Annotated in this window: 5 protein-coding genes, 2 tRNA genes and 3 rRNA genes; 1 reads left to right on the forward strand and 9 read right to left on the reverse strand. The window is 48.1% G+C overall.

Annotated features, from left to right (window positions below):
• Window positions 1-666: 666 nt before the first annotated feature.
• From L6472_RS08565 to L6472_RS08575, 3 genes are all read right to left on the reverse strand, one after another.
• On the reverse strand, window positions 667-2982 hold the full coding sequence (locus L6472_RS08565) for a DUF4861 family protein (protein ID WP_237804173.1): 2316 nt from the start codon (window positions 2980-2982) through the stop codon (window positions 667-669).
• A gap of 13 nt (window positions 2983-2995) precedes the next feature.
• Window positions 2996-5197, reverse strand: coding sequence for a S9 family peptidase (locus L6472_RS08570; protein WP_237804175.1), 2202 nt, complete (start codon window positions 5195-5197; stop codon window positions 2996-2998).
• A gap of 100 nt (window positions 5198-5297) precedes the next feature.
• A complete protein-coding gene (locus tag L6472_RS08575) occupies window positions 5298-6053 on the reverse strand; it encodes a gliding motility protein GldB (protein ID WP_237804177.1) in 756 nt (251 codons plus the stop codon).
• Window positions 6054-6224: 171 nt separating this feature from the next.
• Between L6472_RS08575 and L6472_RS08580 the strand changes: the two genes are divergently transcribed.
• Complete coding sequence (locus L6472_RS08580) at window positions 6225-7517, forward strand: DUF4861 domain-containing protein (protein ID WP_237804179.1); 1293 nt, start codon at window positions 6225-6227, stop codon at window positions 7515-7517.
• 185 nt (window positions 7518-7702) lie between these two features.
• Here L6472_RS08580 and L6472_RS08585 read toward each other — a convergent pair whose 3' ends face one another.
• From L6472_RS08585 to L6472_RS08610, 6 genes are all read right to left on the reverse strand, one after another.
• Window positions 7703-8404 (reverse strand): SDR family NAD(P)-dependent oxidoreductase, encoded by a 702-nt coding sequence (locus tag L6472_RS08585; protein ID WP_237804181.1) that lies wholly within the window; start codon window positions 8402-8404, stop codon window positions 7703-7705.
• A gap of 519 nt (window positions 8405-8923) precedes the next feature.
• A 5S ribosomal RNA gene (gene rrf, locus L6472_RS08590) occupies window positions 8924-9036 on the reverse strand.
• A 141-nt stretch (window positions 9037-9177) separates the two neighbouring features.
• Window positions 9178-12074 (reverse strand): 23S ribosomal RNA (locus L6472_RS08595).
• A gap of 150 nt (window positions 12075-12224) precedes the next feature.
• Window positions 12225-12298, reverse strand: a tRNA-Ala gene (locus tag L6472_RS08600).
• 25 nt (window positions 12299-12323) lie between these two features.
• Window positions 12324-12397: transfer RNA gene (locus tag L6472_RS08605), tRNA-Ile, on the reverse strand.
• Between the two features lie 165 nt (window positions 12398-12562).
• A 16S ribosomal RNA gene (locus L6472_RS08610) occupies window positions 12563-14092 on the reverse strand.
• The 16S, 23S and 5S rRNA genes sit together here with 2 tRNA genes alongside, the layout of an rRNA operon.
• Window positions 14093-14819 lie beyond the last annotated feature (727 nt).

Consider the following 14819-nt stretch of genomic DNA (forward strand, 5'->3'; position numbering starts at 1 on the left):
GGAAACGCCCGTATAATGGAGATAAGCCCAAGCCCACGCTATCGCGTGAGCAAAAAGCAGTATCGTTACCATTATACAAATATCTAATTGAACTTCCTACATTCCCAGATATTTTTCGATAATCAGCTATTGCCGTTATTATAACCCACAAAAATCGCACCGGCCACCTCCGCTAAGGTTCTGCGCCAGTACTTATGTGCAAAGGTAGAACAAAATTTTGAATGTTGCAAGAGTTACTTGGGGAAATGTGTAACAAAACGTCACTATATATTAAGCTAGGAGATGAATCCAAGCCTATCGTGTGCCAAGACAGCCGATACTGCATAATTAAACAATGACTATTGAAAGGCAAGAGGGGACGTCTTTATGGGTAAAAGTATAAGTATTGATGCTGTTCCAGACCCTGGAATGCACAAATCCAGCCCCTGGACAACACGCATGCAGCCCCTAGAATTAGGTTGTCTAGGGGCTAGAAGCGAGTCGTCTAGGGGCTGGATGTGATGCAAAAGTTATGCTATTGGAATGGGAAAGTTTAACTATGAGAACTCGAAAGTAAAACTTTACGGGCAGTAAAGTGCCACTTTACAACTTGAAAAGTGCCGCTTTACTGCCCGTTTGACGGATTTACTGCCGATGGGATTCCATTATTTGTTCGGCAACAGAGGGTTATTTGTTGGTCTTATGCCACTTCACGCTCAAAGGCTGCTGCAGACTGGAGAGGGTCCAGTTGATGCGCTGCTGCCATTCGGCCTGTGTGCGGATGTCGTACTTTGACCAGGCGGAACCGAAGTAATAGGTGTAGGGTTCGCCCTTGTAGTTGTTCTTGATGCCAAGGGCATGACCTGCGTTGCCCCCACTCTGCTTGCCGAACTTCTTCATCAGGGTCTGGCTGACGCCCTGAGGATAGAGGGTGGCTACAAAGAGCTGGCAGTTGTTCACCTCCACATTGTCGGTGGGATCGGCATACTGCACGTAGTTCTTGCCCAAGACGTAGCTCTTGGCATCCTCGGAATGAATGACAACGCCAGAGGCCAGTTTGACCGGTTGGGTGAGTCCGGCATAGCTGACGGTCATCTTATTGAAATTGGAACCTTTGTCCAACTGGATGATGCGTGTCTCTACGACGGTGTCGCCCTGCACCACAGTAGGATGATAGGTGAAACGGGCAGTCATGCGCAGTGGACCGTTGTCGAGCATCTCGTAGTCTTTGAAACAGTAGGGATAGACGAGTTCGTCATTGACCATCAAGGCTGGTGTGCCGCAACCTAGCGTGGGTCCTACTTTATAGAGATCCATGCCGCGACCGTGGTCGTTGTGATAGGAGTTCAGGCGATAGAGAGAGTCGCCACGCTGACGGTTCTCGCGACGCAGTTTCTCTACGGCAGGCATCATCACGACATCCTCAATCCAGTAGCGCTGATCGAGCACCAGCTCGGGGGTGTTCTTCGACCACACATCTACACCAAAGCTTCTCTCGCCGGTGCGCTGCAAGGCCGGACCATAGATGCGATAGGCACCGCGGTCGTTCTCCCAGGCAAAGTCGTCTTTTCGCTCAGGGAAGATGCGACCATAGCACACGTTCTTATAGACCTTTGGCATGCCTGTGCGGATGTAGAAGGTCTGAGTGCCACGAGGACGAACGCCGGCATCAATGAGGATCTTCTTGTCGTAGGTGAGCTGATAGGGTACTTCGAGTCCGCCGGCATCGTAAACGATGAACTGGCGTCCGCCATGAATGCCCAGCTTCACATCGACCATCACCTCGTCGAGCTCTACCAGCTGCTGACGAAACTCATTGCTTTTGTTGGTGATGGTCACCTTCACCTCGCCATTGGCCTGTCGGTCTTCATAGCGCAGATGTTCGCAGGCAGCCAAGAGGAAAGCACCGACGCCAAAGTTGGCCTCATTCTTCTCAGAGAGTTGCTGACCAGGAATAGCTCGCTCGCCAATGGGCTGCACAAAACCGACGGCGCCACTGGGCTGCAGGGCTTTCGTTGTGAGATAGTCCCAAGCGCGCTGAATGACTGGAGCATACTGGGCGTCAGAGAGCAGTCCGTGGTTGACGCCCCACAACAGTCCGTAGGTGAAGAAGGCGGTGCCAGAGGTCTCAGGGCCCTCGGCATGGTCCTTGTCGAGCATGGAGCGGGTCCAATAGCCTTCGGGCTGCTGGCAGCGGGCAACGGCCTCGGCCAGTTCCAAGAAGCGCTGCACGAAGAATGGACGATGACAATAGTCTTGCGGCATGTCGGTCAAGACCTTGGCCAGACCTGCCAACACCCAGCCATCGCCACGTGCCCAGAAGTCTTTGCCACCATTGCGCGTGGTGGCCTTGGGATAGATGTATTTGGCATCGCGGAAATAAAGGTGGGCCACGGTGTCGTACATGAGTTCGTCGGCCCAGCGATAGTTGGCGTAAAGCTTGTCCAGATACTTCACTTCACCGGTGGTCTTATAGAGCTTGGTCATCACGGGCATCACCATATAAAGAGCATCGGCCCACCACCAGAAGTCGCATTGAGGCTGGCGAACCTCGTAGTCCATCACCTCAAGCGCTCGCTTGATCTTATAATCATCAGGGGTTATCTCATAGAGATCGAGATAGGTCTGGAAGCAGATCTGCCAATCGCCAAAAAGTGCGAAGTCGTGTCCCTCGCCATAGGTCTTGTACTTCCACTTCGAAGGGTCTTTCTGCTGAGCACCCATCCACTTGTTGTGGCGGGCCCAAGCGTCGCTGTAGGCCAGCCAACGGGCATTGCCCAGCAGTCGGTAGGCTTCCATATTGCCGGTGTGATAGGCTGCCTCGTCCCAGAAGGAGCGCACCTCTGGCTTGTGATGTTGCTGCCAATAGTCGTTCACCTTGACGATGATGTCAACAGTTGAAGGCATGCCGCCGGCAGGATTCCACTGGCGCGAAGCATCGCCCTGTGCGCTGGAGGTCATTGCAGCACAGAGGAGGATAGTAGATAGTAGTAGTTTTTTCATTTTATAGAGGTTGTTACTTTAACTTTTCATTAAAGAAGTTCACGCACTGTCGGAACAGGTGGTTGCGGGTGTTACCCCCGAAAATACTGTGATTGCGATTGGTATATACCAGCTGACGGAAGTCTTTGTCGGCCTGCACGAGCGCTTCTACATACTCGGCGGTGTTCTGATAGTGGACATTGTCGTCGGCCAAACCGTGAACCAACAACAGGGCTCCATGCAGTTGCGAGGCGCGAGCAATAGGGTTCACCTCGTCGTAGCCACTGGCGTTCTCATTGGGCGTGCGCATGAAGCGCTCGGTATAGACCGTGTCGTAATAGCGCCAGCACGTAGGAGGAGCGATGGCAATGCCACAGGCAAACACAGGACGGCCCTCCGACATGGACATCAGCGTGTTCCAGCCGCCATACGACCAGCCCCAAATGGCAATACGGTTCTTATCGACATAGCTCTGCGATCCCAACCACAATGCCGTCTCGACCTGGTCTTTGGCCTCGAGCTCGCCCAAGCGCAGGTAAGTGCATTTCTCAAATGCTGCACCACGGCCACCCGTGCCACGATTGTCAACACACACGCAGATGTAGCCCTGCTGGGCCAAATACTGCTCCATAATGGCGCCCTGACCGCTCATACCAATGTTCCAACTGTTTTTCACCTGCTGAGAGCCGGGGCCGCCATACTGATACATCACCACGGGGTACTTCTTCTGTGGGTCGAAGTTGGCTGGCTTGACCATCCATCCATACAACTTAACACCTTCGCTGGTCTGGAATTCGAAGAGCTGCTTGGTGCCCATCGTGTAGCTATCGTATTGCTTCTTCAGGGCGTCGTTTTGCTTCAGAGCGACAAGTGTTTTGCCCAGATTGTTGCAGAGAGCAGCAACGGTGGGGTGATTAATGTCGCTCCATGTGCAGATAAAGTGCTTGAAGTCTGAAGAGAATACAGCCGTATTCCATCCATCCTTGGGCGTCAGGCAATCGGTCTTGCCATTCTTGTGGTTTACATAGATTTTCTGATTGAGGGGGCCGCCCACAAGTGCTGCATAGTAGAGGTCGCCGGTGGCTTCATCGAGACCATAGACATTGGTCACCACTCCTTCGGTCATCTGGCGCTGGCGCTGACCGTTCAGCGTGTAAACATAGATATGATTATAGCCATCGCGCTCGCTGGTAAGTATGAGATGCGATGGTGTAAGCTTGACATTGGCAAAGATATTCTCGTTGATATACTTGTCGATGTTGTCCTCTACAACTTGCTGTGCTACAGTACTTAATGGATTGACCATAAACACGCGCAAACGGTCTTGATGGCGATTCAAAGTGAACACCGCCACCTTTGTAGGATCGGTGGTTGCCTTGATGCGGGGAATGTAGCCATCGGCATCGAGGGGCACCTGCATGGTGCGGGTCTGATGGCTCTTGATATCAAAGCTCATCACTTTTACCTTGGCGTTTGCCTCGCCCGGTTTTGGATATTTATAGGTGTAGAATCCTGGATAGGTGGCATACTCCTTGCGCTCGGGATTGAGGCCCTTGAACATCGACATGGAGTACTCCTTGACTTCGCTCTCGTCATAGCGCACCCACACAATCTGGCGTGAGTCGGCACTGAACACCATTGAAGAGTTGAACGAGAACTCTTCTTCGTTGACCCAATCGGGAAGTCCGTTGATAACCTCGTTGCGCTTGCCGTCCTTGGTCACCTGGCTCTCGGCATTATTATACAGCAGCTTGACCAGGAAGATATTGTTATCGCGTACGAAGGCCACCTGATTGCCGTCGGGACTCCAAACGGGAGTCTGCTGAGGTCCGCCATCTGACAGCGGCTCAAGACAATTGTTGGCTATATGATAGATGTAATAAACGGCAGTAAACGAATGGCGGTAAATGGGCTTGGTCTGAGTCTGAATCAGAATGCGCTTCATGTCGGGACTGACGATATAGCCCTCTACCCTCTCTACCTTGGCGCCTCGAGCTGTGTTGGCATCGAAAAGTATGCCGGTCTGCTTGCCGGTCTTAAAAGAGAACTTCTGCAGCTGCTTGCCATCGGATGATATCTGAATGTAAGACTCGCCATCAGACAGTGGCTCTACAGAGGCCATAGACTCGCCACGGAACTTTCCGTTGACGACATCTTTTAAATTTAACAAACCGCCAGCCATAACACTTGATGCGGCCAGCAGCAGAAAACTACAACAAAATATTATCTTTTTCATTTGCATAATGCTTATGGTTCAAACAGAATGCAAATATAAGAAATAATTCCGAAAAAAGCGGAATTACGCATTTCTTTTCAGTAATTTTATGATTAACATATCAATTGACCTCGGCCAAAAGGTCATCGATAGTGGTTTGCGGATGTTGCTTCATGTAGGCTTCGGCACGCGCAACATATTCGCCATCAAAAAGGTGTTGGGCCATGATTTGGTTGACAACATACTGAACTCGGCCTAAATAGACACAACGCTGATCATGAGAGACATTGTCAATGTGATCTTTATGATAGAGACTCAACAGGTAGAAACACAGACAGTCGGGCACTATATAACTCTTGGTCATCATCTTGCGCTGCTTGTCGGTATAGCCGAAATGCTTGTAAAGGGGATAGTCTTCGCCAAGATACTTATCAAGAGATATACCCAGCATGCCCTGTCCGACAATAATACTTTCGTCGAGAGAGCTGATCTGTGTATAAACTTGAGGAATCTCTAAATGGGGAATCTGATGACGTAACCGAGAAAAAGACTCGCTTAACTGGCGATTAACATCTTCCATATCTGCATAATTACGCTGAACATCCTTGATTAAGACTTGCAAGATGCTATCCTGGAAGAAAAGAAGAAATTTTGTATTTATATCAAGCGTATCTACTGGACCAAGACTTAAGACGTCTTCTATCAAAGTGCGCGTTTGAATGGGATAACCGGTCTTCATCTGCTGAAGGGCGGCAAAGTCGCCCGTAATGAGATAGGTGGCTTCGAACTTATCGAAACGATCTATCTTTATCAACGGCTCTTCCGAGGGTGTATCCTCGGAACGAAAGTGCCATTGGCAACCTATACAGGTTATCATGACAAGGATTACTATGATATAAAACTTCTTCAAACGAATAACTTATATAAGTTAAAAACGACTGCAAATATATTAAAATATGTTGGATTAACAAAATTTTAACCTAAATAATTTAATAAAAGCAAAACTTTTATAAGCAAATCTGTACTTTTGCAGTTAAAACAAACTAATATGAAACAAATTTTCACCATGTTCTTTTTGTGCTTTTGCCTAACAGTAAATGCACAGTATTCATTCAACGTTGAAGTCTTGAACCCAGCAAATGTTGCTAAATCAGATCAACCTGTAGTTGTTTCGTTAAGCGATTTTGAAGGTGTCAACTCGGCCATTGTCACTTGCAACGGCGAAGAGATACCTTGTCAGCTTGACGATATCGACCTCAATGAAACGTTCGACGAACTATGCTTTTTGGTAGATCTGAAGGGAAAAGAAAAAAGAATCTATCAAGTTACTCTCTCGCAAGAAGGTGAACCCAAAAACTACCCAGCACGGGTATATGCCGAAATGCTGATAAGAAACGATAAGGTGAAGGAGAAAAACAAACACAACAACTTTATTTCAAGCATAACAGCACGCGGAGACTGCGATAACCCATACAACATTCTTCACCATCATGGAGTTGACTTCGAAAGTGAACTGAATGGCATAAGAATCTATTTCGACAAACGTCAGACTCTTGATCTTTACGGGAAATATCATAAACGACTGGAACTGAAAGAAACGCAATTCTATACTTCGCCAGAACAAAAGGCTAAGGAGTTCGGCGACGACATCCTGTGGGTGGGCAACACTTTCGGACTGGGTGCGTTCAGAGGATGGAACGGAGAGGCGTCCACAATGATTGATCCCGTAAAGAACAGGACTCAGCGCATTATCGCATACGGACCACTGAGAACAATAGTAGAAATCATTGACCAGGGATGGGAAGCGCCCATCCTTGAGGAATCTGATCTCGCTTCATCAGGCAATAAGAAACCTAATCTAAATATGACGATACGCTACACCCAATATGCGGGACACAGAGATACTGACGTTGACATCACGTTCAACCGCAATGTAAACAATTATCAATTCTCGACAGGTCTTATCGACATTAAAGGATCGGAAGAGTTTTCTGATAAAGAGGGATTAAGGGGATGTTGGGGCACCGACTTTCCTGCAGGCGACACCATCAACTGGAAACGAGAAACTGTTGGTTTGGGCATCTGTATCCCTAACGAATATATTGTTAAAGAGCTGCCTGCTAATCCAAACAGAGAGGAGCAAGGCAACAACTACACATTCGTGCTAAGAAGCAACAATAACACAATTCACTACAAAGTAGCGTATTGCTCTGATAACGAGACATTTGGTTTGCATAGTAAAACCGAATGGTTTAAGTGGTTGCGTGATTGGAAAAAAGAAATTCTTTCACCTATTACCATTAAGGTAAAGAGCATTCAAAAAAGAGCGTCCTGCAAATAGTTGACGACATTGTACATCGTATAATCACAACCGTCAAAAGAGGCTATTGACTATACTGATAAGGCGATAACAAGACTACGCATCAAAAGTAAAGGTCACATATACTAATTTTTCACGTAGATGGGACCTTCTGTGTTAACAACTTATCTATATGTAAGGTTTTATTATTTATCTAAAAGTAGCGATTACAATGGAAGGTGTCTCCATATAATATTAGGAACCAGACGCCATAATCTTGTAATCACTCTCCAACGCCAGTCAATAACACGTCTATGACGCTGCTTGATGACGGAACGAACAATATCTTCAGCAACAGAATGTTTATCCAAAACCAAGGGGTAACTTTGCCCGTCATCGATTAATGCTGTAGCAACAAAACCCGGACGAATATCAGTAAAATGAATATTTAAATGATTTCTATTCGACAGCTGCTCTAATGCCTGAATATATATTCCTTGAAATGACTTGGAGGCAGAATAAGAGGGTGCGGGACCAAGCCCCTTTGTACCTGCAATACTTGAGATCACAGCGATATGGCCACCTCCATGAGAGGAGAAATAGCGATATGCCGCTCCAACCATTCTGGTAAACCCCAGACAATTAGTCTTCACGGTCTGCACCTCAATTTCTTCTTCTAACTGTCTATTTTGATGACCTATTCCTGAACAATGGAAATACAAGTCCATACCGCCTACACTATCAATGAGATCAAGTAACTTTGATTCTGAATCGTCATCATTGACATCTATTTTCGCATTAAAATCAAATTCGGAAAGCATCTCAATTCTTCTGGCAGCAACTCCTACTGTCCAACCGTTCTCTCTCAATAGTCTGGCAACCTCCATACCTATCCCTGATGAAGCTCCTACTACAATTGCTCTTTTCATAATCTATAATCTTTAGATAAATGTACTATTCCTAAAATAAAAAGGTAATATGATAACTCTTCACTCAATTCCTAAGAATAAAACCGCTCATCCAGGAGTTTAACGATTTCATAAAATGAAATTTCGCAAATATCATGCAAATATAACAAATAGAATTGAAAACATCGTAAAGGAAACAAGAAAATTCCATCATATATAACAAATAGAATTGAGAGTATAGAATTGAGAGAATCATAGAGGAGACAAGAATAATCATCCATCAAATGATAATTAAGCGCATCTCTGATTAAACTAAAGATAAAACCGAAGAGAGAGAGCTATACAATATACATTCGTTTCAGATGATTCATTTCAAGGACAAAGATACAATAAAAATCGGAAAAACATCACATAAAGCCCGAATATCTTTCCAGAAGAGAAGAAAAAGGAACAAGGACTCTGCAACTTCTCCATAGCGCCACCGCATGCAGAATAACAAAAAAGAGCCCTGACTCATTGCTGAATCAGGGCTCTCTGTAAAGATGGCGGCCTCCTACTCTCCCGCATTGCATTGCAGTACCATCGGCGCAAGCGGGCTTAACTTCTCTGTTCGGAATGGGAAGAGGTGGGACCCCGCCGCAATAACCACCTGATATTTCTCTTTTATATAGCAACCATAGTTTCTATTGCTTCTACAGTGTCTATATAAGGTATAAGGTGACACATTTAACACAAGAACTGAAGTCTTTCTGACTCTAAAACCAAAACCATACAGTTGAAAGTAAAAGCGCAGTAAGCGAAAGCTTTCGGGCAATTAGTACAGCTCGGCTTTGACGTCACCGTCTTTACACCTGCTGCCTATCAACGTCGTAGTCTACAACGACCCTCAATGGAGCCCTCATCTTGTGGCCGGCTTCGCACTTAGATGCTTTCAGCGCTTATCCGATCCAGACGCGGATACCCGGCGGTGCACCTGGCGGTACAACCGGTAAACCGGAGGTCTGTCAATCACGGTCCTCTCGTACTAGTGACCGATCCACTCAAGACTCCTACGCCCACGATAGATAGAGACCGAACTGTCTCACGACGTTCTGAACCCAGCTCGCGTGCCACTTTAATGGGCGAACAGCCCAACCCTTGGGACCTTCTCCAGCCCCAGGATGTGACGAGCCGACATCGAGGTGCCAAACCACCCCGTCGATATGAGCTCTTGGGGGGGATCAGCCTGTTATCCCCGGAGTACCTTTTATCCTTTGAGCGATGCAGTTTCCATACACTTGCACCGGATCACTAAGCCCTAGTTTCCTACCTGCTCGGGATGTCTCCCTCCCAGTCAAGCACCCTTATGCCTTTGCACTCTATAAGGCCGGTTACCAATCGGCCCGAGGGTACCTTTGGAAGCCTCCGTTACGCTTTTGGAGGCGACCACCCCAGTCAAACTACCCACCAAACAGTGTCCTCGCAATCGCGAGTTAGACCTCAGGCAGCAGAAGGGCCGTATTTCAAGGATGGCTCCACGAACGCTGGCGCGCCCACTTCATAGCCTCCGGCCTATCCTACACATCCGATGACCAAGGTCAATGCTAAGCTGTAGTAAAGGTTCACGGGGTCTTTTCGTCCCATCGCGGGTAATCGGCATCTTCACCGATACTACAATTTCACTGAGCTCGTGGCCGAGACAGCGTCCGGATCATTACACCATTCGTGCAGGTCGGAACTTACCCGACAAGGAATTTCGCTACCTTAGGACCGTTATAGTTACGGCCGCCGTTTACTGGGGCTTCAATTCAATGCTTCATCTTGCGACTGACATCTCCTCTTAACCTTCCAGCACCGGGCAGGTGTCAGGCTGTATACTTCATCTTTCGAGTTCGCACAGCCCTGTGTTTTTGTTAAACAGTTGCCTGGACCTATTCTCTGCGCCTCTCCGAAGAGAGGACCCTTTATCCCGAAGTTACAGGGTCAGTTTGCCTAGTTCCTTAGCCACGAATCTCTCAACGCCTTAGTATATTCTACATGACTACGTGTGTCCGTTTGCGGTACGGGTACCTCCAGGATTAAGCTTAGCGGTTTTTCTCGGGAGTCTGATTACCTGCACTATCAGATGCCTCCGAAGAGGCTTCCGTACTATCGAGGTTCAGCTCGGAATGTGGATTTGCCTGCATTCCTCATAGCCTACACTCTTCAACGCGCTATTCCGTCAGCGCGCGGCAGTGTCACTGCTCCGTCACCACGTCGCTCCTGAAGGCAGTTACGGAATATTAACCGTATCAGCCATCGCTCTCGCCGTTCGGCTTAAACTTAGGACCCGACTCACCCCGGGCTGATTGACATCGCCCGGGAAACCTTAGTCTTTCGGCGGGGGTGGATCTCACACCCCTTATCGTTACTTATACCTACATTTGCTTTTCCATAAACTCCAGTAACGGTCATCCGTTACCTTCAGCGTCGATGGAATGCTCCCCTACCGATACTTTTATTGTTGCTATCCCGCGCCTTCGGTGGCTGCCTTATACCCGATTATTATCCACGCCCGGCCTCTCGACTAGTGAGCTGTTACGCACTCTTTGAATGAATGGCTGCTTCCAAGCCAACATCCTAGCTGTCATCGAGGCCAGACTTCGTTAGACTAACTCAGGCAGCACTCCGGGACCTTAGACGACGGTCTGGATTCTTCTCCTCTCGGGCACGGACCTTAGCACCCGCACCCTTACTGCACTGCTACAGACCTCATGCATTCGGAGTTCGTCAGGTCTCGATAGGCGGTGAAGCCCTCTTGACCTATCGGTCGCTCTACCTCATGAGGTGAACACAGCACGCGGCACCTAAATGCCTTTCGGGGAGTACGAGCTATCTCCAAGTTTGATTGGCCTTTCACTCCTACACACAACTCATCCAGAAGCTTTTCAACGCTTATTGGTGCGGGCCTCCATCCCGTGTTACCGGGACTTCACCCTGGCCATGTGTAGATCACTTGGTTTCGCGTCTACCCCCACCGACTAAACGCCCTATTCAGGCTCGCTTTCACTGCGGATGCGTATCTAAGATACTTAACCTCGCCGGTGATGGTAACTCGTAGGTTCATTATGCAAAAGGCACGCCGTCACTAGATAAACTAGCTCCGACCGCTTGTAGGCGACTGGTTTCAGGTACTATTTCACTCCCCTCATAGGGGTGCTTTTCACCTTTCCCTCACGGTACTCGTTCGCTATCGGTCTCTCGGGAGTATTTAGCCTTACCGGATGGTCCCGGCGGATTCGCGCAGAATTCCTCGTGCTCCGCGTTACTCAGGATACCACTAGGCCTCGTCTGACTTCGGATACAGGATTGTCACCTTCTGTGATGCAACTTTCCAGATGCTTCTCCTCGTCATTCAAGTACCACAGCGTGGTCCTACTACCCCGGCTATGCGTTGCCACACAACCGGTTTGGGCTCTTCCCCGTTCGCTCGCCACTACTAGGGGAATCATTGTTTATTTTCTCTTCCTGCAGGTACTAAGATGTTTCAGTTCCCTGCGTTTGCCTCTATACCTTTGTATAGATAACAGGCCTTCAGCCTGCTGGGTTGTCCCATTCGGAAATCCTCGGATCAAAGATTATTTGCATCTACCCGAGGCTTATCGCAGCTTATCACGTCCTTCATCGCCTCCGAGAGCCAAGGCATCCACCAGACGCCCTAACTTACTTTCGCCTAACTTCTCTCTCATTGCTGAGAGAGTCGCTCATACTTTTAGCTGTATTGAGATTTAAAATCTACTCAGTTCTGACTTAAAGTCTTTACTTACAGTCTTGTGTCACAATATGTCAAAGATCTCTTTTGAGGAACTTTTACCTCAAATAGTGGAGAATATCGGGGTCGAACCGATGACCTCTTGCATGCCATGCAAGCGCTCTAGCCAACTGAGCTAATCCCCCGTACAGAGAGTGTGTCGTCTCAAAGTAGTCCCAGGCAGACTTGAACTGCCGACCTCCACATTATCAGTGTGGCGCTCTAACCAACTGAGCTATAGGACTGGCTTCAAGCTGTGGGCGCTACATCTGCGCTCAGCTCATCTATTCTCTAGATATAAACAAAGTAAGTAGTAAGAAGCCTAGAGGTTAACACGAACCTAAGACTTTCTTTTGTTCAGACCCCCATCCCCCTAACTTAGGGGGCAAAGGGGAGATAGTCATCTCCAGAAAGGAGGTGTTCCAGCCGCACCTTCCGGTACGGCTACCTTGTTACGACTTAGCCCCAATTACCAGTTTCGCTCTAGGCCGATCCTTGCGGTCACGGACTTCAAGCGCCCCCGGCTTTCATGGCTTGACGGGCGGTGTGTACAAGGCCCGGGAACGTATTCACCGCGCCATGGCTGATGCGCGATTACTAGCGAATCCAGCTTCATGGGGTCGGGTTGCAGACCCCAATCCGAACTGAGGAAGGCTTTAAGGATTTGATGCACCTTGCGGGACACCGTCTCTCTGTACCTCCCATTGTAACACGTGTGTAGCCCCGGACGTAAGGGCCGTGCTGATTTGACGTCATCCCCACCTTCCTCACACCTTACGGTGGCAGTGTCTCCGGAGTGCCCAGCTCTACCTGATGGCAACTGAAGAGAGGGGTTGCGCTCGTTATGGCACTTAAGCCGACACCTCACGGCACGAGCTGACGACAACCATGCAGCACCTCCACAGGCGCCCCGAAGGGCCTCATCATCTCTGAATCGTTCGCCTGCAGTTCAAGCCCGGGTAAGGTTCCTCGCGTATCATCGAATTAAACCACATGTTCCTCCGCTTGTGCGGGCCCCCGTCAATTCCTTTGAGTTTCACCGTTGCCGGCGTACTCCCCAGGTGGGATGCTTAACGCTTTCGCTTGGCCGCTGACTGTATATCGCCAACAGCGGGCATCCATCGTTTACCGTGCGGACTACCAGGGTATCTAATCCTGTTCGATACCCGCACCTTCGAGCTTTAGCGTCAGTTGTAGCCTCGCCAGCTGCCTTCGCAATCGGAGTTCTTCGTGATATCTAAGCATTTCACCGCTACACCACGAATTCCGCTGACGTCGAATACACTCAAGGTAACCAGTTCGCGACGCACTTCCACAGTTGAGCTGCGGCATTTCACGTCACGCTTAATCACCAGCCTGCGCTCCCTTTAAACCCAATAAATCCGGATAACGCCCGGACCTTCCGTATTACCGCGGCTGCTGGCACGGAATTAGCCGGTCCTTATTCTTCAGGTACATGCAATAGGGAACACGTTCCCTCTTTTATCCCCTGACAAAAGCAGTTTACAACCCATAGGGCCGTCGTCCTGCACGCTACTTGGCTGGTTCAGGCTCTCGCCCATTGACCAATATTCCTCACTGCTGCCTCCCGTAGGAGTTTGGTCCGTGTCTCAGTACCAATGTGGGGGACCTTCCTCTCAGAACCCCTACTGATCGTAGGCTTGGTGGGCCGTTACCCCGCCAACAACCTAATCAGACGCATCCCCATCCCTTAGCGATAAATCTTTGCTTTACTTCAGATGCCATCCGTAAAGAACATAGGGTATTAATTCGACTTTCGCCGGGCTATGCCCTACTAAGGGGAAGGTTGGATACGCGTTACTCACCCGTGCGCCGGTCGCCATCTTCAAAAGCAAGCTTTCGAAATGCTGCCCCTCGACTTGCATGTGTTAAGCCTGTAGCTAGCGTTCATCCTGAGCCAGGATCAAACTCTTCATTGTATATGTTTGTATCTTTAGAATGAATCCCAACCAACCTAAGTTGGAAAAGACCCATCTGTTATCTGATTCAGAATGACTATCCAAAAAGTATCAAGTCTATCAACCTATATTTATATATAGCATTGACGGTTCGTTTACTGTTACCCAAGTACCTCTCCATAAGGATTAGTACTCGCTTCTTGTACTACTTCTCTGTCTATGTAAATCTTTCAAAGAACTCTTTCTTGTTTTGCTTGTGAGGAGGTGTTCCTCGTAAGCGGATGCAAAGGTACGGCTTTTTTCGGAACCACCAAAACTTTTCCACTAATTTTCTTAGTTTTTTGAAGAAAAAATTGATTCTGTTTTTAATTCTTTACAACACACCTTATTTATTATATATAGGGACTCAAAATATGCCCAGATTAAAATTATCCATCATTACTATTACATCTTAAAAAAATTGATTATCTTTGCAACCAGAACCAAATAAAAACAAAATGAAAAGAATACTTGCGACCATTATTGCTATTACTGCAATACTATCAAGTTCCCATGCTGTTCTCAAAGAGAAAGACCTGGAGCAGACTTTAAGTGTACTACGTGTAGAATTGACTAACTATCAACGAGAGTTAAGTAATCAAGCTAATAATCGCAAGCAACAGACACGCGATATCGTCACCGAGCTTCAAGAAACGATGAAGCGTAGCAATCAAAACGCACTCATGTTGTACTCTCAGCATCAAGGTTT

The organism is Prevotella sp. E13-17 (assembly GCF_022024035.1).
In the GTDB taxonomy this organism is placed as follows: Bacteria; Bacteroidota; Bacteroidia; order Bacteroidales; family Bacteroidaceae; genus Prevotella.

Excerpts from the sequence above, each read along its gene's own strand:
- L6472_RS08565 (WP_237804173.1), bottom strand. The coding sequence starts at position 2,982 with ATGAAAAAACTACTACTATCTACTATCCTCCTCTGTGCTGCAATGACC.
- L6472_RS08570 (WP_237804175.1), bottom strand. The coding sequence starts at position 5,197 with ATGAAAAAGATAATATTTTGTTGTAGTTTTCTGCTGCTGGCCGCATCA.
- L6472_RS08575 (WP_237804177.1), bottom strand. The coding sequence starts at position 6,053 with ATGATAACCTGTATAGGTTGCCAATGGCACTTTCGTTCCGAGGATACA.
- L6472_RS08580 (WP_237804179.1), top strand. The coding sequence starts at position 6,225 with ATGAAACAAATTTTCACCATGTTCTTTTTGTGCTTTTGCCTAACAGTA.
- L6472_RS08585 (WP_237804181.1), bottom strand. The coding sequence starts at position 8,404 with ATGAAAAGAGCAATTGTAGTAGGAGCTTCATCAGGGATAGGTATGGAG.